Genomic DNA, 20,340 nt, shown 5'->3' on the forward strand with positions numbered 1-20,340 from the left:
CGGAACGAAATTCAGGCGCCAACCCGTAAATTCAATCTTGACGAGGCACTAGGCTCTGTGTACTTATCTTTTGTCCGCTGCAAAAAGGCGTATGATTTGTCCCTTTTTTGTAGCCCGTCATGAAGGCGAAGCCGAAATGCGGGACAACGTTCACTTGAGCACTCACCTGCTCTCCCGGGGAATATTGGCACATGATCCCGCAATACGGCCGCAGGCCTCCTTGCGGGCTACGGTTCTTTTGCAAAAAACATGTAGCCGTCATGAAAGAAAAGCCGAAATACGGGAAAACATTGTGTTTTTTTACAAAAAAAATCCCGGCAAAAACGAGCCGGGATTCAGGTTGAGGAGATGATGTTAATCGCGTCCTGAGAATGCACCCAGTATGTTCAACAGACTAATAAACAGGTTGTAAATGGATACAAACAGACCTACCGTGGCCGAGATATAGTTGGTTTCTCCACCATGGATGATTTCGCTGGTCTGAAACAGAATCAAGCCGGAAGCAAGAAGTATGAATACCGCTGAAATGGTTAACTGCAGGGCCGGCATGTTAAAGAAGATCCCTGCTATCATGCCTAAAACAGCGACCATGACTCCTATAAAGAGAAAACCGCCCAGAAAACTGAAGTCTTTGCGTGTGGTCAGGGCATAACCTGACAAGCCAAAAAATATCAGCCCGGTACCGCCTATTGCAGTAGCGATGAGTTGGGGGCCATTTGAAAAGCTGGCAATGTAGAAACTCAGAACAGGACCTAATGTGTATCCCAAAAAGCCTGTAAACGCAAAAACGCTGACAAGCCCAAGAGGACTGTTACGCAGAGCCTGGGTTAAAAACATCAAACCATAGACGCCGGCTATCATTAACAGCGGATTAAGCGGTTTGGCATGGAACGCAAAGGAAAGATAAGCAGTCAAGGCACTGAATAAAAAAGTCATGCCAAGCAAAAGATAGGTATTACGAAGCACCTTGTTGGTAGCAAGTACCGATTCGTTTCGCCTGCTTAAAACGGTGACGTCATTTCTGTTCATGAATTACTCCACTATATTTAAGTTCTATTTTAGCACACATATGGGCGATTTGCATGGTTTCAAGTCTATAGACATACAATATAACACGCAAGAATTATTCGTTGTTTTTACAAGGCAAAATCATAATGTGTTCCTTGTTTAAGGCAGGGCAGCCCGAACGAAGCACAGCGAGGCATCCCCTCGATGAAACAGCGGGATTTTTTGCCTGCAATTTTAAACCACACCGTCAGGATAGTGGCTTACTGCTGAATAGGAGGGTGGTTTATACTTTATTTGGCGTCATGCTACGAAATAACGACAGACCTGTATACAATGATGATTTATCAGGAAGAACCTATGTCTAAAGTAGCTGTTGTACAAATGGTGTCATCGGCTTCAATAAAGGAAAATCTTGCCCGTGTTGAGCGTGTTCTCTCCAAAGCGCGCATGGAGCAGGTCGATTTGGTTTGTTTGCCGGAAAATTTTGCGTTCATGGGCTTGCGGGAAACGGACAAACTGACGGTTGCGGAATCTTATGGCTCCGGTGAAATTCAGGACGCAATCAGCAGGATGGCTAAAAAATTCCGTATCTGGATTGTGGCCGGAACAATACCCCTTAAAAGCTCCGGAAACCGTCTCCGGGCGGCAAGTCTGGTTTTTGACGACCATGGTCTGTGTGCCGCGCGTTATGATAAAATACACTTGTTTGATGTGCGGGTTTCCGATGAGGAAGCCCATCAGGAATCCCGTACTGTGGAACGAGGCGATGAAATCGTGGTGGTCGACACGCCGGTTGGGCGATTGGGGTTGACGGTCTGTTATGACTTGCGTTTTCCCGAATTGTATCAACAATTAGTAATGAGGGGGGCGGAATTGTTTTCCATACCCTCGGCGTTTACTGCGGTAACAGGTGCCGCACACTGGGACGTGTTGCTACGGGCCCGCGCTATTGAAAATTTATGCTATGTTCTGGCTCCTAACCAGGGCGGCCAACATGAAAATGGTCGTCATACTTTTGGTCACAGCATGATCGTTGAGCCTTGGGGCAAGATACTGACGCAACAAAAAAAGGGAGTCGGGATGAAAACGGCGACTATTGATCTTGCTCGTCTGCGGCAATTGCGACGGCAGTTTCCATGCCACGATCACCATGTGCTTCAGGTTTTTAATCATTTACAACAGGTGATATCATGACTCAGGCATTGGCCATAGCAAAAGACCTCCTTCTCAAACCGGCATCTCTGGATGAATCGGCCATTGATAAATTGATTCGTTCCATGGCCGGGCGGCATGTCGATGACGCGGATCTGTATTTTCAAAGCAGCAGTTACGAATCGTGGTATCTGGAAGACTCCGAGGTGAAAAGCGGTAGTTATTCGATTGATCGCGGTGTTGGGATCCGTGCGGTCAGCGGTGATAAGACGGGTTACGCATACTGTGATGATATTTTGCTGCCGGCGATGGAAAGAGCGGCTGACGCGGCCCGCTCCATCGCTTTTGCGGCCGTGAAACCGACTCGTCCGGTTGTTATAGAAGGTATGCCCATTGCCCGCTATGCCGGAATAAACCCTGTTGAAGGCATGAGTAAACAGGAAAAAATTGCCTTGCTTGAAGCGATTGACAAGGAAGCGAGAAAGATTGATCCGCGGGTTATCCAGGTCAACGCGTCTTTGAGCGGTTGCTATGAGGTGGTTATGATAGCGGGGATGAAAGGCGACATGCAAGCGGATATCAGGCCGTTGGCCAGCATTAATGTCAGTGTTATCGTCGAAGACAAGAATGGTCGCCGTGAATCGGGGCGTTCGGGTGGGGGCGGCCGTGTTGCCTATTCCTATTTTCTGCAAAAGGAACAGGCTCTGGAATATGCCCGTGAAGCGGTGCGTGAGGCGTTGATTAATCTGGAGGCGGAAGACGCGCCTGCGGGAACCATGCCGGTTGTTTTAGGCCCGGGTTGGCCCGGTGTGTTGTTGCATGAGGCTGTCGGTCATGGTCTGGAAGGTGATTTTAATCGCAAGGGACTATCCGCGTTTTCAGATCGAATGGGTCAACAGGTAGCCGCGAAAGGTGTTACCATAGTGGATGACGGAACGTTGCCGGATCGGCGAGGCTCCCTGACTATCGATGATGAGGGCACACCGACGCAATGCACTACCTTGATAGAGGATGGCGTATTGGTTAATTATATGCAGGATAAGCTAAACGCCAAATTGATGGGCATGAAACCAACCGGTAATTGCCGCCGGGAATCCTATGCCCATGTACCCATGCCCAGAATGACCAATACCTATATGTTGGCCGGCCACTATAATCCGCAGGAAATTATCGCCTCGGTTCAACGCGGCTTATACGCGGTGAATTTTGGCGGCGGCCAGGTTGATATCACGTCCGGGCAGTTTGTATTTTCAGCCAGCGAAGCTTATCTGATTGAAAACGGCAAGATCACCAGGCCGGTCAAGGGCGCGACTTTAATAGGCAATGGGCCGGATGTCATGAAAAAAATCAGTATGATTGGTAATGATCTCGGTCTGGATCGTGGTATCGGAGTGTGCGGCAAGGATGGGCAATCCGTGCCGGTAGGTGTCGGACAGCCGACCTTGAAAATTGATGCGCTTACGGTTGGCGGCACCAAATGATCATGGGATGCGCCCGGGTTTCGTACCCAAAATTTTCCGGGTATTATTTTTTACAAAAGAGCCGTAGCCCGCAAGGAGGCCCGTGGCCGTATGGCGGGTTTCATGGTTCAATATTGTTCCGGTGGAACAGGTGATCACCCAGGTGAACGTTGTCCCGCATTTCGGCTTCGCCTCCATGACGGGCTACATGTTTTTTGTATAAAAACCGTAGCCCGTAAGGAGGCCTTCGGCCGTATTGCGGGTTTCATTTCAATATTGTGCCAAGAGAGCAGGTGAGTGCCTAGTACCACTTCCATTTAGTTTTGACAGGTAGCATTGCACAAAATGTGCCATTTCTTGTCATTCCCGCGCAGGCGGGAATGACAGGCGCCTGTCAAAACTAAATGGAAACAGCACTAATGTTCCGTTATTTGCAAATCACCATCGGCGAGCTTCATTAAAAGGGTTTTGATTTCGTGGATTTTTTCTTCGGTATTGATACTGTCGAGTGTAAATCGCAGTTTTGAGGGGCCATCCAGTTTGTAGCGTGCCGCTTGCAGCTGGATGAGCTTAATCAGCGAACCGGCATTAATTTTTGGTTGTTCCCCGAATTCAATTTTACCTTGCTGTTGTGCGGCGTTAATCCTGTTGATGCCCAACCTGGCAGCCAGCAATTTTAACTCGGTTACCAGCAGCAAGTGCTTGACCGGTTGCGGAAGCAGGCCGAACCGATCAATCATTTCTATCTGGAGTTCACGCAATTGTTCCCTGCTTTGGGCATTGGCGATACGTTTGTACAGGATCAATCGGGTATGAATATCCGATACATAGTCATCCGGGATAATGGCGCTGATCCGCAAGTCTATCTCGGGACCTTGCTGCGAGGGCATGGCCAGCTCGGGCGTTTTCCCCGCTTTCAGATCCCTGACGGCTTTATCCAGCAGATCCATATACAGATTAAAACCTATGGCCTGCATGTTTCCGCTTTGTTCCTCCCCGAGCAGTTCACCGGCTCCGCGAATTTCCAGATCATGAGTAGCCAGGGTGAATCCGGCGCCGAGGTCTTCCAGCGAAACAATGGCTTCCAGACGTTTTTTGGCGTCAGGCGTCAGGGATTTTTCATTGGGCGTCAGCAGATAGGCGTAGGCTTGATGATGGGAGCGACCAACCCGGCCTCTGAGCTGGTGCAGCTGTGCCAGACCGAATTTGTCGGCGCGGTCAATAATGATGGTATTGGCTGTCGGAATATCAATACCCGTTTCAATGATGGTCGTGCAGACCAGCACATTAAAACGATGGTGATAAAAATCCGACATGATTTTTTCAAGTTCCCGCTCGCGCATCTGACCGTGCGCACTGCTGATTTTGGCTTCGGGAACCAGGGTCTGTAAATCGAGGCAAACCCTTTCAATGGTCTGAACATTATTATGCAGATAAAAGACCTGGCCGCCGCGCAAAATTTCCCGGAGTATGGCCTCTCTGAGCATGGTATCGTTTTTCTCCTGCCAGAATGTTTTAATGGCCAGACGTTTGGCGGGAGGCGTTGCAATTAACGAAATGTCACGGATCCCCGCCATGGCCATGTTCAAGGTACGCGGAATAGGGGTGGCGGTCATGGATAGAATATCAATATGAGTTCTTAATGCTTTAATATGCTCTTTTTGTTTGACGCCAAAACGGTGTTCTTCGTCAATAATCAGTAAACCCAGATTTTTAAACTGGATCTGTCTGGAAAACAGTTTATGCGTGCCAATAACGATATCGGTCTGCCCATTTTGCAGGGACTGCAACACCTTGTCTGATTCTTTCGCGCTGCGAAAGCGTGATAACAACTCAATATTAACGGGAAATTCCGCGAAACGATCACGAAATGTTTCAAAATGCTGGCCTGCCAGCAATGTTGTGGGAACCAGAACACATATCTGTTTACCGTTTTGTACGGCAATAAAGGCGGCTCGCATGGCAACCTCGGTTTTGCCAAAGCCCACATCACCGCAGATCAGTCGATCCATGGGACGGGAAGACTGCATGTCACTAATGATTTGTTCGATGGCCCCTTGCTGGTCGACTGTTTCCGTGAAGGGAAACCCGCTGGCAAAGCGTTGATAATCCTGGTCGTGAAACTGGTATTCATAGCCTGGTTTTGCTTCACGCCTGGCATAAATTTCCAGCAATTCAACGGCCACGTCATGGATTTTCTCGACGGCCTTGCTTTTTTCTCTCTGCCACTGATCCGTCCCGAGCTTGTGCAAAGGGGCGTGTTCACTATCCATTCCGGTGTATCGGGTAATATAATGCAAGGAAGTCACAGGGACATAAATTTTATCGTCACCGGCGTATTTCAATACCAGAAACTCGTTAACGGTTCCATTGCTTTCCAGGGTTTTCAGGCCTTGATAGCGTCCTACCCCAAACTGCAGATGAACAACCGGGGCATCGATGCGAAGTTCCGCAAGATCCCGGATAATCAGGTTCGGGTCGATGGTTTTCTGGCTGCTGCGGCGTTGGGGGACAGCCTGTTCGCCAAATAATTGCGCCTCAACGATGATAGCCAATTGTTGTTCAATCAATTCGCAACCATAGATTAACGGCCCGGTCGTGATGTTGAACACACTGTCGATGTCGTTAAGAAACGCTTGCCAGGACGGTTGGATTTTCGGATGTATTCCACTTTGTTTCAGCAAATCGAGCAAGACTTCCCGCCGTCCCGGGCTTTCCACAACCAGCAGATATCTTCTTTCCGGTTGATTAAGATAGCCTACCAGGTTATGCAGCGGCTGTTGATGCTGCCGCTCAATCGGCAATGACGGCGCTTTATCAATTTTAAAATTCAGCAGGGCGCCTTTTTTATCCACAGGTTTGTGGAAACAGCGGATTTTCTGAAATTGATTGGTGTGGGTCAGTAATTCAGTCGGGGTGATAAAACAGGTCTGAGGCGTTAAAATCGGACGGGTGACGTCGTAGTGACGTTGTTCGTAACGATGGATCAGTTCCTGCCAGAATTGTTCTCCCCGTTCAGGAATATCCTCAATGAGTAAAACATGCGCCTGGGCCGGGAGATAATCAAAAATAGTGGCTGTTTCCTGGAAAAACAGGGGTAAGTAGTATTCAATTCCTGACGGGGCCTGACCATTCGTGACCGCTTCGTAAACAGGACACAACCCCGGGTTTCCTGAAAACATTTCCCTGAACGTGCGGCGAAACCGGGTAATACTTTCCTCATTCAGGGGGAATTCGTGAGCGGGTAATATTTCAATGTCCGTAATTTTTTTAATGGTGCGTTGCGTTTCCGTATCAAAAAGACGCAGGCTATCGACGATGTCGTCAAACAATTCGATACGAAACGGTTGTGTGCTGCCCATAGGATAGACATCAATGATGGAGCCGCGGACGGCAAATTCGCCATGTTCCAGAACTTTATTGACACAATGATAGCCGGCTTGCTGCAGTTGCTGGCGGAAGTGTTGCAAATCCAGCGATTGACCTTCCTGTAAAACCAGGGCGTGCTGTTGTAAAAATTGCGGCGGACACAGGCGATGCATGACGGTATTCACCGAGCTGATAACGACGGCATGGCTTGTTTGCTGTACTCGGCTCAGGGTACGCAGGCGCTCCGAAATAATGTCCTGATGGGGCGAGAACTGATCATAGGGAAGCGTTTCCCAATCCGGAAAAAGCAGTAATTGTGGCTGTGAGGATTTTTCGCCGTAAAAGAATTGCATCTCTGCGAGAAGCTGACCGGCTGTCAGGTTGTCCGGGGTGACAATGAGGTGAATGCCCGGGTTATTTTGACAGAATTCGGCCACAGCCAAAGGCAACCCGGAGCCATATAGCTGTCCCCACGTTTGTTTGGATGGCGAGGAAGGTAGATTCAGAATGAGCGACATGATTTGCTAAAGCACTTATGAACACCAGACAGGCGAGTATACTATAAATCGGGTATCAGGTGAATTTGCTTCCGGCATCTGCTATAAAATTGCCTGGTGCGGAATAAAAACAGCTCACGATTATCGGCTGGCGTATTGGTAAGGAATTTTTATGACATTTGTAATATTGACACAACAGGAAATCCGGCAATGTATTGGTATGGCTCAGGCTATTGAGGTCATGGAAACCACATTCCGGCAACTTTATACTGGTCGGGCTGTCATGCCTGTTCGAAGTTCGGTCTCCGTTGCCAGTGAAAATGCCATGATGTTGACCATGCCTGCCTATCTTGAAGATCAGCATGCTCTGGGCCTGAAAGTGGTCTCCATATTTCCCGGGAACAGCGGACGTGAAAAACCGGTTATTAATGGGGCGATCGTTCTTCTCAATAGTGAGACCGGAGAAGCCCAGGCTATGATGGAAGCCGGTTTTATCACGGCCTTGCGTACCGGTGCGGTATCGGGACTGGCTACGAAATATCTGGCCAGGGAAGACGCTGGATGCGTCGCGATTATCGGTTCGGGAGTCCAGGCCATGACACAACTTGAAGCGGTAGCGGCGGTACGCCCTGTAAAAGAGGTGCTTATTTGGTCGCGTAATCACCAAAACGCCGTCGCGTTTGCTAAAAAAATAGATCACCGCTACAACGTGACGTGTCCCGAAACCATCCGAACCGCAGTCCGGCATGCCGATATTATTTGTACGGCAACAGCCAGCAGCGAACCGTTCCTGAACTATGAGGACATCAAACCGGATGTTCATATTAATGCCATTGGCTCACATACGCACACCATGCGTGAAATTTCTAACGATGTTATGGCCAAAGCCACGGTTGTTGTGGATCAGGTGGCATCAGCCATGGCCGAATCAGGAGAGCTGTTCGCGGCAGTTAACGCCCAATGCCTGAATCCCGGGGATATCATCGAATTGGGTCAGGTAGTCAGTGAGTCTAATAACAGTTTTCAGGCAAATATGACGTTGTTTAAATCAGTCGGGTTAGCTATTCAGGATGTGAGTATCGCGCAGTATATTTATGAACAGGCATTACAAGCCGGGCTTGGTGTGACTATGACCCTGTAAATCAGGGCGGGCGTGGCGACAACTTTTTGGTATACAGGATTCAGACGATTAATTGCAACAGGTAGGGAAGGCCATAGCTGGTTGCAAGGCCAGCCAGTAATCCAAACAAATGGCCTTCCCAGGAAACGCCTTTTTTCCCGGGGAATATACCCAAAAATATCCCGGCAAAATAATAAAGGCATACGACGCCAAGAATGATGGCGGTCAAGGTGCCTTGCTGCAGGATATCGCTGACCAGTAAACCCCAATAACCGGTAATCAGGGAACTGGCTCCTACATGAATGCCCGGTTTTGCGAAACACCAGATCAATGTGCCGCTGAGAACGGTGATAAGCAGGGTGACAATGACAAAATAGAGAAGGCCGTTAATCAGAATAAAATTGCTTAGGACAAGCAGGGGCACGGAGTTGAAAAACAGGTGATTGAAGTTGGCGTGCAACAGCGGCGCGAGAAAAATACCCGGCAAGCCATACAGACGTCTGGGGATGATGCCCAGATAAAGCAAGCGGTTTTGCAAAAGTATGTTGCCTGCAAAAACAAGCCAGGGTATCGCTAGGATAACGGCCAGCGTATCAAGATTCGCTTTGGTCTGGCTGACGATAAGATTCAGGCTGCTATTGAGTTCCTCTAGCATGATTCAATTTTCCAGGTCGTGTTGTCCGATCCGGGGCTTTGCTATCCAGCACCTCGCAGGTTAACTCGCCACGTGACAATTTTAATTCTATACGATCACCGGCCTCGACTTGCCGGCTGTTAAACACTATTTTGCTGTGATGGGTTGCTATGGCATACCCTCTGTCCAGGGTGGCGAGAGGACTGACGGCATGCAAGGTGGCCAGTTGATTCGTCAAACGTTGCCGTAGTTTTTCCAGCCTTTCATTTACGGCGTGCACCAGTCTTTGTTCGTACTGTTGAGCAAGCGACAGGGAACGGTGCAGCAGCGTTACAGGATGTCTGGCTTGCAGATGGGTACAGGCCAGGTGAAGCCGGTGTTGCTGTCTGTGGATCCGTTGTTGTAACGTTTGCGTGAGTTGTCGTTGCAAGTGGTCCAGCGTTTGCCAATATTTGTAGATGAGCTGTTCGGGCGACGCGATTTTAATTATTTGATGGGATAATTTCATCTGTCGTTGCTGCATCATATGTCCGGCGGCACGGATCAGCCTTGTAATAAAAGTTTGAATAAGTTTGAGGAGTTCATATTGATCCGGTGTCACCGCTTCCGCCGCCGCGGTAGGTGTGGCGGCTCTGTAATCCGCGACAAAATCGGCAATGGTAAAGTCGGTTTCATGCCCAATTCCGGTGACGACGGGTAAGCGGCTTTCGCTGATAGCCCGCGCCAGTTGCTCGTCGTTAAAAGCCCACAAATCCTCGATACTTCCGCCGCCCCTGGCCAACAGGATCACGTCGCAATGATGATCGGCGTTGGCTTGCTTCAGAGCCTGGATTAATTGTGGCGCGGCTCCTTTCCCCTGTACTTCCGAAGCGTAGATATAAATGGCAGCCAGCGGGTAACGACGGGAAAGGGTCGTTAAAATATCATGAAGAGCCGCGCCGCTTGAGGAAGTTATAACCGCTATGTTGCCGGGAAACTCGGGCAGGACTTTTTTCCGATGCGCTGCGAACAAACCTTGTTGCTCCAGTCTGTTTTTTAATAACTCAAATTGTCTGTAAAGTTCACCTAAACCGTAGGCGGTCAATTCCTGTACAATAAGTTGGTAATCACCTCTTGCTTCATAGAGGCTTGGTTTTCCACGAACGATGGCCTGTTGTCCGTCTTTGAATAATTTGCTGTCCGGTTGATGGTAATTGCGGAAGAACACACAACGGATCTGGGCGGTTTGATCTTTCAGGGTAAAATAATAATGGCCCGATGCGGGCTTGCTGATACCGGACAATTCACCAACGACCGAAACCTCGCCTATATCCTTCTCGAGCCAGGTACGGATCTGACGATTCAACTGACTGACTGTCAAAGTAGACAAGACACAATTCTCTTTTATGGCGGATAGATTAAAAACATGGTAACAAACTATCGGCAATTATAAAAACAGTTGAAGTTATCCACTCTATGCTTTAACTTATTTAAAATTCAAACATTAATGATGTCACGAGACTCCAGGGAACAGGATATGAAAAATGCGTTAACGGCTTTTATCCTCGTAGTATCGTTCCCGCTTCAGGCGCAAACGCTATATGACGCGGTGGAACATAGTATGATTTCAAATCCCGATGTTCTGTTTAACACCGCAAAAAGTCTGTCGGATAAACAAGGCATCGATAAAGCCAGGGGTGCGTTGTATCCCAGCGTGGATATCACGGCGGGTTATGGTCGCCAGCGTAGCGAAAACCCGACCACGACAGCTATTGACGGACCCGGGATCAGAAACCTGACGCGTCAGGAATCGAATGCCGCGTTGACACAGACCCTTTTTGCCGGGGGTGGCATTGTTAACGAACTCAAGCGTAATGAGTATCGTTACGAGGCCCAGACCCTGAAAACCCAGGGTATAGCCGAGGATTTGGCTCTGGAGGTTGTGAATCGCTACCTTCTGGTTTTGCTGCATGAAAAGCTTTATGGCTATGCCAAGGCCAATATGGCTGCACACCGCAAGGTTTTCGGGATGATTAGGGAGAGAAGTCTGGCCGGGCTGGCCAGGACGGCTGAGGTCGATCAGGCCGACGCGCGTCTCGCTCTTGCGGAGTCCAACCTTATCAGCGCGGAAGCGAATCTGCGTGAGGTTAGAATTAATTTTGCCAGAGTGGTTGGCAGCTGGCCCAGCAACCTGACCTGGCCCCGCATCCCCAAAAACAGTGAGTTACCCGCAACATTGGGCAAGGCTATTGAGGAAGGGCTGGATTATCATCCGACTGTGAAATCCACGTATGCCGATGTCAAGGAAGCCAAGTCACAATATCAGGTGGCTCGTGCCGCCTATTTTCCTCGTGTGGATCTTATTTTAAGCGCCTCGCAAAACCGGAATCTGGATGGATTGATAGGCCCTAATAATGATCGGTTGGCTATTGTTCGCATGAATTATAATATCTTTCGCGGCGGTTCCGATGAGGCGAATGTCCGGTTAACTGCTTATGAGGTGCAGCAAGCCTATGAAGTGAAAAACAAGGCCCTGATTGATTTAAAGGAAGCCATTCGCTTGTCCTGGAATGCCTGGACGTCTGCGGGACTTCGCCTTAAGCCGTTGCGAACGCACGTGAGCGCGTCGAGAAAAACCAGAAGCGCCTATCAGGAGCAGTTTAAACTTGGTAAACGTACCTTGCTCGACTTGCTGGATTCTCAAAATGAGTTCTATCAGTCGCAAATCGAATACGCGCGCGGATTAAACGATGAAATGTATTCACGGTTTCGGGTTTTGAATGGTATGGGCAAGTTACTGCCTTATCTGAAAATGAGATTGCCGGTCAATGTCGTCAATAATGATATCTTTACTTCGGCTCAAACCCATATTCTGCTTGATAATACTATGGATGGCGTACCTTATCCGGATACGAGTGACAGGTCACTGTTTCTTGCCCAGCCGGTTAAAAATATGGAAACGGTACCGTTAACAAAAGCCATTATTGATAAAAATACGGCGATACCCGCTCCCCCGTCGCCATTGAACTGGTACGTTGCTGCCGGAGTGTTCAAAAGCAAGGCGAATGCGGTAGCGCTGGTAAACCGCCTTAACGGCATGGGCTTTACCGCTTTTTCCAAGGAAACCAATAAAAAAGGAGTTGGTGTTTATATCGGACCCTATGAATATAGAGGACACGCTGCAAACGGCATGGAAAGGCTCAAGGAAATTGCCCATGTACAGGGAGTGTTGGTCACATTTGAGAAAAAACCTCCCAAACGCGGTTAAATATTTGCTTGCGGCAGGTCTGTTTTTCAGTCTCCAGTCCGGGTTGGGGAAAAGTATTCGAGATAGCTCTCTGTTTCTTGCCTTTAATGAAGAGCAGAGACCCGGCCAGCAGCATACCAAAGACAATGCCGGACGCCGCCTCCGTGCCTGGAATAAATTAATTCACTCACAGCAAAATTCATCAATAAAAGACAAACTGAAAGTAACCAATGATTTCTTTAATCAATTTTATTTCGAGAAAGACAGTGATTATGAGGGAACAACGGATTACTGGAAAACACCGGAAGAATTTATTGCCGATGGCGGCGGTGATTGTGAAGATTTTTCCATTGCCAAGTATTTTACCTTGCTGGCTCTTAAAGTACCGATCAAATCCCTGCGTATTACTTACGTGACATCGAGAACCTATAATCGTGCCCATATGGTATTGACGTATTATGCCACTCCGCAGGCGGAACCGTTGATTCTGGATAATCTGGTCGGTGCCATATTACCGGCCTCCAGGCGACCGGATCTTATCCCGGTATACAGTTTCAATGGTGAAGGATTATGGCTGGCCAAGCAGCGCGGCCGGGAAAAACCACTGGGACGTTCCACCAGGCTGGATAAATGGCGGGATTTAATACTACGTATGCGAAATAAAGGTGATACTCCATGACATTAACCAAAAAAATGGCAGTGGGCGTTTTGAGTGTACTTATGATCATTTTTATAGGTACGTTCTTAATTACGTTTCATAATGAGCGAAACTTTTTTATCAAGCAAATGACCAGTAATGCCCAGGATACGGCGACTTCTCTTGGATTATCGCTCTCTCACGCCCTTCACAACAAAGACAAACCCATGATGCTTTCCATGGTGGAGGCCGTTTTTGACCGTGGTTATTTTGCCATGATTGAAGTACGGGATATGAACGATGAGATATTGATTGCCCGTTATGCTCCCAAAAGAATCGGGCAAGCACCCGACTGGTTTACCAATTTAATTGATTGGCCTGCCTCCGTGCAGTCCGCTCTTGTCATGAGGGGGTGGCAGCAGGTTGGTGAGGTTTTGGTTAGCAGCGACAGCAGTTACGCTTGCGACGCGCTCTGGAACAGTATGACTAAATTGGCCTGCTGGTATTTACTGTTTGCATTTGTGTCTCTGGTGATTGTATTTTTATTTATCCGTTGGCTTTTGAAGCCGTTGAGTCGTCTGCGAAATCAGGCTGAAGCCATTTGCGACCGGGAATTTCCCATAGAATCCGTCATACCCTCGACGCCCGAGTTAAAAAAAGTGACGCTGGCCATGAACCAGATGGTGCTGAGAATCAAGCGATTGTTTCAGGAACAATTGCAGCAAATTGATGTATTACGTCAGCAATCCTATCAGGATCCATTGACCGGATTGGGTAACCGGCGTTATTTTTTACAGCAATTATCAGCGTTGTTAAATCACGATGAAGAATTTTTACCTGGTTTTATGATTCTGGTTGCTATTGACGGCCTGGATAGACTCAATCAGGAATCAGGCTATCAGCAAGGTGATAAAACGGTTAGGAAAGTAGCGAAAACCTGTGTCAGCTTTTGGAAAAAAACGCCTTCTACGATGGTGGCGCGTATCAGCGGCAGCCATTTCGCCTTACTGGTTAAAGAAAGCGAGACCTCTCACTTCATCAACCAATGTAATGAATTTAATCAGATTATTCAGGCCTTGTTGCCCAAAGATTCGAATTGCACCATCAGCATTGCGGCAACCGCTTATCAGTTGCATCAAACTCCGGAAACCTTGCTGGCAGACGCCGATCAGGTATTACATGATGCGCGTACACAGGCCGGTCGTATGGCCTATAGTCCTGATATCCCCGTGTATAATGCGGTTACTGTCGATGCGCAGTTTCTGCTTGCAGCCATATCGGAGAGAAAACTGGTTTTGTATGCCCAACCCATTACGGACGGTCAGAGCGTTCTACACCAGGAAATTTTTGTCCGCTTGCCTGTGGACGGGGAAAATTTCAGCGCCGGTTATTTCATGCCTTTGGCAATACGGCATGGGTTGGCTCATAAAATAGATCAATTGGTATTGGATACTGTTTTAGCAAAGGATATTCTCGCAAAGCAGGACGTTGCCTTGAATTTGACACAAGCCACATTATTGGATGAAGCGAATTGCAAGCAATATCTTGGACAACTGAAAAAAATTCCCCAAGGCTTGCGTGAACGTTTAAGTATCGAGTTAAATGAATTGATTGTAATGAGTCATTTTAACGAAGTAGAGTCCTTTGTGAGGCAATTACAAAAATTAAAAATCAGGATTGGTGTGGATCAGGTGGGGATTCATTTCTCTCCGATGCACTATCTTAACCAGTTACCGGTTAATTATTTAAAACTTCACGGCAGTCTGATTTATGATATTCAGGATAATCAGAATAAACAGTTTTTTATTCATTACTTTAATGAAATGGCTAAGACGCTTGATATAGAGGTGATTGCCACTCAAATAGAGTCCGAAAAACAATGGTCGTCTTTAAAAAATTTGCATTTGCAATGGGGGCAGGGGCGATATTTGGGAAAGGTACAACCTGTTTAGAGTGAATAATGTGTAAATTATCCCAAAAAACCATCAGTATGTATTTTTATTGTACTATATTTGTATAAATAAACCTGATATATACAATGGTTGGGGTATTTATGGTAGTACCGAGCTTATCTGGGGTGGTTCAGGGACTGGAAGGCATTCTGATTAAAAATACAAGGGATGGAGGAAATGAGGTAGCAAAACTGGGTACGCCAGTTCATCAAGGTGATATCCTGACTTTATTAAGCGGTAATGCTTATATCCATATGCTGGAAGGTTTCCCGGAAGCCCTGGCGCTCAACCGGCCTGTTCAGATTGACGGTATTTCACCTCTTCTTAAAGCCGCACCACAAGAGTCATTAGTCGAACAGATTGTTGACGAAGCGTTGGCAAAAGGGATTGATCCCACCATCATTTTGAATGTTCTGGAAGAAACGGCGGCCGGTGAAGAAACGATTGGGGAGGGTGGCCGTTTTTTCGTTCTTGATCCTCTGTATGGTGTTGGGGCTGTGACGGCCGGATACCCAACCGTTGGTGTTAGTGTAGACACCAACAGCGGGGAACAACACGTATTTTTCTACGAACCGGATAGTTCGGAACAAGCCTCTGATTTTGTTTCAAATCCAGACGTTACTGAAACGACTCCTTTTGCTATCGGTGTATCTTCCGTGTCCGTTGATGAATCAGATGGGCTTGCCACGGTGGTGAACCGCGTGCAATCCAGTACCGCGGCTTCGGAAATCACATCCGTGGAGCTGAGTACTCCAGACAGCAACGCGGCGGTTTGGCATAGTGGAACTCAAACTCTGACGGCTACGGACGGAAGCTGGCAAATTATGGTAGTACGTTCGGGTAATAATGAAATAAATTATGAATTCAAACAGTTAACTCCCCTGCAGCATCCTGATGCCAGCGATCCAAATGATGCCATAACGGTGCCGATAACCGTCACCGCTACCCGAAACGACGGGGCTTCGGCAACGGATCGGTTTTCGGTCACCATTTATGACGATGGGCCTAAAATAGAAGAGGCTCTGGTAGAAAGCCCACTACCCTTGAATGTGGATGAAACCAATATCTCTTCCGGCAATGCGGTTGCAACGGTGAATTACTTCAATACGTTTGCCGGCGCCGTCCATTTTGGCATGGACGATACCCTTGATCATCCGGGAGAACTGGTTTTTAGCCTGGGCGTCACTGCGGATCAGGTAGCGTCCGGCTTGTATGCGAACGATCCTTCGGCTGTCGATGGGAAAGGCGTTGAAATTCAGTTGATTGAAGAAGGGGGGGCTATTCGAGGGATTGCTGGCGGTATAGAGTATTTTACGATCAGTATCGACAGCAATAGCGGGGAAATGACTTTTGCCCAGTCAGAGGCGATCTGGCATGGAAATCCGGCCAATCCGGATGATCTGGCCTCATTAAATACCCCGGACATAAATGATTTATTTATCAGGGTAACGGCCATAGACGGAGACGGTGATAAAGCCAGCTACCAGCTTGGGTTGGGTCAAGGCATTTTCTCCATCAACGACGACGGGCCAGGCATTGATCCGGGTTTGATCGTAGCCGCCGATCCGCTCAATGTGGATGAAACGAATCTGGCAACGGGCAATGCGGTGGCTACGGCGAATTACGCCGATAACTTTCAACCGGCCATTGATTACGGGGAGGACGGCGCGGGTCAAACCGTTTATGAACTGAGCTTAAACGGCCAGCCGGGTTCCGGTTTGTATGCCATCGATCCCAATCAGGCTAACGGCCAGGGCGATGAAATCCAACTGGTGCAGGTAGACAGCCATACTGTGCAAGGGCAGGTGAATGGCGAGACGTATTTTACCGTCACGGTGGATGGTGGCACGGGTGAGGTGACGTTCGCGCAAAACCGGGCCGTGTGGCATAGCGACAGCGCGAACGCCAACGATTTGTCCACGCTTACGACAGCTAACGCCGATGATTTCACTATCAGGGCCATTGTCACCGACGCCGACGGTGATTCGGTAGAGCAGGCATTGAATCTTGGTCAGGGTACTTTTTCCATCAACGACGACGGGCCTTTGGTGAATGGAAATACCGATACGGCTCAGCTGGTTTATGAAGATGCGTTACCAGCGGGCAATGCGGATCCGGGCCAAACTTTAAATATCAGTGGCTCCCTGTCTTCTCTGGTGGATTTTGGCGCCGATGGGCCGGGTGGATTTGAGTTAACGACAGATTACCTTACAACCCTGGCTGCGTTTGGTTTGACATCGGATGGACAAGCCTTGAGTTACAGCGCTTCGGAAAATAACGGCATACAGAGTGTGGTTGCCAAGGATTATCTGGGGCAGGACGTATTTACCTTCACGTTCGATAAAACCACCGGGAACTATGATTTTACGTTGCAGAGCCATCTTGATCACCTCCCGCCGCCGATAGCGCAGGATGATGATACGCAATCGTTGCCAATTCAGCTTGGCGCTATTATCAACGCTATTGACGCGGACGGAGACAAGGTCAATCTGGGTCAGTCCTTCGGTGTTCATGTCCAGGATGATTTGCCCGTTGCCCAAAATGATTCGGTCTCCGTGAATGAACCGAACGCCCAGTTAAACATTTATTATGTCGTTGACGTGTCAGGCAGTATGGGTGTGGTTGATCCTTTAATTGGCCAAAGCCGCCTGGAGTTAGCGAGGGAAGCGTTAGTCAATTTAACTCAGGAATACGCCAATTATAATGGTGAAGTGTTTGTAACCGTGGTGCCTTTTGCATCCGGATCAGGCAATTCCGGCGCGTTTGCCACCGCAAAGTTTGATATTTTGCACGGCGAACTGGTGGATGCACTAAATTTTATTGGCAATCTGCAGGTGAGTCAAAATCCCATTCCCGGATCAGGCACGGAATACAACGATGCGCTTGATGTGACGCAAGATAATCTGGAATTGGATCTGAACCCTCTTTCGCAAGTGGCCGGTTATCAAAATGTTGTTTATTTTCTATCCGATGGTGTGCCGGTTCCTGCAAGTGCCGGAGCGCCTGCCGGATGGCAGTCTTTTGTCGATACGAATAACATTGATGTCATACCCATTGGTATCGGTGATTTTAACCCCGGCCCTCTGGAAGAGGTGGGCAATACCGGAGATACGGTTATTCAGGTTCTTGATCCGACGGATTTGTCATCAACCTTGATTGAGCAGCTTGATAACGTAGTGCAAGGCAATGTCCTGGACAATGATGCCTTTGGCGGTGATGGACCTGACGTGCCGAGTATTGTTTCCGTGAGTTATCAGGGTGTGGATCACGATTACGACGGCGTTAATAATTCGGTAACCATTATCGATGATTTTGGTGGCCGATTGACCTTTGATTTTACAAGCGGAGATTACTCCTATATTGCTCCCGGCGTCGATCAGGATGAACAGGTGCAATTCCAGTATACTATCCGGGATAACGATGGCGATTTGAGTACGGCTAATTTGAATATTGTGGTGAATCACCTTGATCCGCCGTCCGTGACTTTGTTAACCAAAACGCTGGAGTTCACCCGTACCGAGCAAGGACAACAACCTTACGGTAATGCCGACGTTGCGGAATATCTGCTGCTTCAGGCTCTGGGTAATGAAAGCCAGCAAGTCACTTCCGTTCCCATTAATGGTGTTAATTTAAGCAATACCTTCATTTCCGTGGCTACGGAACCAACGGTCAATTTTGTATCGGAAGGCGCCGGTTATAGAAATATGGTAGGTTATTACACATATGATTCCGACGGAAATATTAATGATGCCGGATTTATCTGGGTAAATTCCTCAGCGAGTTCAAGCGCCCAGAATCCCAATGGCGGCACCAATTTGATCACTAATACCAGTGGTGCGTTCGGGTTTAATCAATCGGCTTCCTTTACGCTGCCTGATGTTTCTGCAGGAGAAGGTCTCGGATTTTTCCTGCTCGCTGATGGGGCTAACGACAGTGCCAATGTCAATATTATTAGAAACGGAAACTACGATTCCATTCAGTCGCTGAATAACAACGTTTCCATTGTCAATAATCAGGTGCTGGTGGGAGGACAGGCTTTAAATGGCAGTATTTATTTTACTCATGACAAAACGTTAAACAGTGATTATGCAACTTTTCCGGAAGGTCATGCTTTAAGCGGCGTTACCTTTAGTCAGGATCCTTCTCTCACGGCCTATTCCGGGCTTCTTATTATTGGTTTTGAAGATGTACACGATGGTGGCGATCAGGATTACAACGACGTCATTTTCAGTGTGGATCTGGGGGCTAATATCCAGAACTATGCGACGGACAGTTCACCCATCATCGAATCCGTGACCGATCCGGACAGTGCCTATTTAACAAAAGCGGTTGTTACGACCGATGGTTTCATTGAAGGCGATACGCTGAATTTTCTATCTAACGCCAACGTGCAATTTGATACGGTGAATAATCAGGTTACAGTAACTTACAACGGCGCTGATCATGTTCTGAATTACACATTGACGCCAGATGGTAATGATCCTGATTTTATATACACCTTTGCTGCCGCCGATGTTAACAATCCGGTGCCGGTAGGCGCTTATGAGATGGCTTTGAAATCCATTAGTTTCACTCCGGTCGCCAGCGAAGCCAGTGAGGGGGTTGCGCGGGATGTCTATGTGACGGTAACGGACGATACCGGATTATCCGCTACGCAGGCGACCTCATTTAATGTTGTCATCAATGATATTTTACCGATGGATTTGCTTGCATTTGATCAGCAGAATGAATTTGATTTCGGTCAGGGTAATGATACGGTGTTGATTCCTGATCAGATGGATGGTTTGGGGCAGGTCAGTGGCGGTCAGGGTATTGATACGGTGAAATTCACCGAGGAAGGTATGAATTTGACTGCCGAGGAAATCCAGGATCATTTCAATGGTCATTGGGAACAGATTGACATGACCGAGCAAGGCAGCAACATTTTGAATCTCGATCTGGAAGCCGTCTTGAAATTATCGTCCGGCAGCGAACTGAATCTTCAGTTAAATAACGGCGAAAATGTTTCCGTTTTGCAGATTAAAGCGGATGGTACCGATAGTCCCGACGGCAGTGTGGATACAGTAAATATCGACAGTGCGCATGTCACGGATGTGAGCGATCAGTTACCTGCCGCCGGACAAACTGCAGCCGAGCAGTTGTTTAAACTTACCAATGCGGACGCAAGTCAGACAGCCTACGTGCATGTGGTGAGTTTAACGCAGCAACTGCCTGAAGTTCATGCCACCTCTACGGATGGAGGAGGCGGTGGTGGTGGAGGCGGGTAAGTTGCTTTCGCACCGGGT

At 48.1% G+C, this 20,340-nt stretch carries 11 protein-coding genes; 7 read left to right on the forward strand and 4 right to left on the reverse strand.

Going from position 1 to position 20,340, the window contains the following annotated elements; translation table 11 throughout:
* Positions 1-354: 354 nt before the first annotated feature.
* Positions 355-1,029 carry a Bax inhibitor-1/YccA family protein gene (locus CKW05_RS05705; RefSeq protein WP_058482169.1) on the reverse strand — a complete coding sequence of 225 codons (675 nt, stop codon included), beginning with the start codon at positions 1,027-1,029 and terminating at the stop codon, positions 355-357.
* Positions 1,030-1,365: 336 nt separating this feature from the next.
* Here CKW05_RS05705 and CKW05_RS05715 point away from each other — a divergent pair, with 336 nt between their 5' ends.
* On the forward strand, positions 1,366-2,202 hold the full coding sequence (locus CKW05_RS05715; protein ID WP_058482171.1) for a carbon-nitrogen hydrolase family protein: 837 nt from the start codon (positions 1,366-1,368) through the stop codon (positions 2,200-2,202).
* Positions 2,199-3,641, forward strand: coding sequence for a metalloprotease TldD (gene tldD, locus CKW05_RS05720; RefSeq protein WP_058482172.1), 1,443 nt, complete (start codon positions 2,199-2,201; stop codon positions 3,639-3,641). Before CKW05_RS05715 ends, tldD begins: the two co-directional genes overlap by 4 nt.
* 395 nt (positions 3,642-4,036) lie before the next feature.
* On the opposite strand, the gene mfd is transcribed toward tldD, so the two are convergent.
* Positions 4,037-7,507 (reverse strand): transcription-repair coupling factor, encoded by a 3,471-nt coding sequence (mfd, locus tag CKW05_RS05725; protein ID WP_058482173.1) that lies wholly within the window; start codon positions 7,505-7,507, stop codon positions 4,037-4,039.
* A 151-nt stretch (positions 7,508-7,658) separates the two neighbouring features.
* On the opposite strand from mfd, the gene CKW05_RS05730 reads away from it, so the two are divergent.
* Positions 7,659-8,627, forward strand: coding sequence for an ornithine cyclodeaminase family protein (locus tag CKW05_RS05730; protein ID WP_058482174.1), 969 nt, complete (start codon positions 7,659-7,661; stop codon positions 8,625-8,627).
* A 40-nt stretch (positions 8,628-8,667) separates the two neighbouring features.
* On the opposite strand, the gene CKW05_RS05735 is transcribed toward CKW05_RS05730, so the two are convergent.
* Positions 8,668-9,261, reverse strand: a complete 594-nt coding sequence (locus CKW05_RS05735) for a rhomboid family intramembrane serine protease (RefSeq protein WP_058482175.1) — start codon at positions 9,259-9,261, stop codon at positions 8,668-8,670.
* A complete protein-coding gene (gene xseA / locus CKW05_RS05740) occupies positions 9,242-10,609 on the reverse strand; it encodes an exodeoxyribonuclease VII large subunit (RefSeq protein ID WP_058482176.1) in 1,368 nt (455 codons plus the stop codon). Before xseA ends, CKW05_RS05735 begins: the two co-directional genes overlap by 20 nt.
* A 147-nt stretch (positions 10,610-10,756) precedes the next feature.
* Here xseA and CKW05_RS05745 point away from each other — a divergent pair, with 147 nt between their 5' ends.
* The 4 genes from CKW05_RS05745 (at position 10,757) to CKW05_RS05760 (ending at position 20,322) form a co-directional block, all read left to right on the forward strand.
* Entirely contained in the window at positions 10,757-12,487 is a 1,731-nt protein-coding gene (locus CKW05_RS05745) for a TolC family outer membrane protein (RefSeq protein ID WP_058482177.1), read from the forward strand.
* Positions 12,459-13,145: a transglutaminase-like cysteine peptidase gene (locus CKW05_RS05750; RefSeq protein ID WP_197697354.1), complete on the forward strand. Its 687-nt coding sequence runs from the start codon at positions 12,459-12,461 to the stop codon at positions 13,143-13,145. The genes CKW05_RS05745 and CKW05_RS05750 overlap by 29 nt, the downstream gene beginning before the upstream one ends.
* The gene (locus tag CKW05_RS05755) at positions 13,142-15,055 is read left to right on the forward strand and encodes an EAL domain-containing protein (RefSeq protein ID WP_058482178.1); all 1,914 of its coding nucleotides are present in this window, start codon (positions 13,142-13,144) and stop codon (positions 15,053-15,055) included. Before CKW05_RS05750 ends, CKW05_RS05755 begins: the two co-directional genes overlap by 4 nt.
* 101 nt (positions 15,056-15,156) lie before the next feature.
* Positions 15,157-20,322, forward strand: coding sequence for a DUF5801 repeats-in-toxin domain-containing protein (locus CKW05_RS05760; protein WP_162264417.1), 5,166 nt, complete (start codon positions 15,157-15,159; stop codon positions 20,320-20,322).
* Positions 20,323-20,340 lie beyond the last annotated feature (18 nt).

Source organism: Legionella spiritensis (assembly GCF_900186965.1).
Lineage (GTDB): Bacteria > Pseudomonadota > Gammaproteobacteria > Legionellales > Legionellaceae > Legionella_C > Legionella_C spiritensis.

Excerpts from the sequence above, each read along its gene's own strand:
- tldD (WP_058482172.1), top strand. The coding sequence starts at position 2,199 with ATGACTCAGGCATTGGCCATAGCAAAAGACCTCCTTCTCAAACCGGCA.
- CKW05_RS05715 (WP_058482171.1), top strand. The coding sequence starts at position 1,366 with ATGTCTAAAGTAGCTGTTGTACAAATGGTGTCATCGGCTTCAATAAAG.
- CKW05_RS05735 (WP_058482175.1), bottom strand. The coding sequence starts at position 9,261 with ATGCTAGAGGAACTCAATAGCAGCCTGAATCTTATCGTCAGCCAGACC.
- CKW05_RS05760 (WP_162264417.1), top strand. The coding sequence starts at position 15,157 with ATGGTAGTACCGAGCTTATCTGGGGTGGTTCAGGGACTGGAAGGCATT.
- CKW05_RS05755 (WP_058482178.1), top strand. The coding sequence starts at position 13,142 with ATGACATTAACCAAAAAAATGGCAGTGGGCGTTTTGAGTGTACTTATG.
- CKW05_RS05705 (WP_058482169.1), bottom strand. The coding sequence starts at position 1,029 with ATGAACAGAAATGACGTCACCGTTTTAAGCAGGCGAAACGAATCGGTA.
- CKW05_RS05730 (WP_058482174.1), top strand. The coding sequence starts at position 7,659 with ATGACATTTGTAATATTGACACAACAGGAAATCCGGCAATGTATTGGT.
- mfd (WP_058482173.1), bottom strand. The coding sequence starts at position 7,507 with ATGTCGCTCATTCTGAATCTACCTTCCTCGCCATCCAAACAAACGTGG.
- CKW05_RS05745 (WP_058482177.1), top strand. The coding sequence starts at position 10,757 with ATGAAAAATGCGTTAACGGCTTTTATCCTCGTAGTATCGTTCCCGCTT.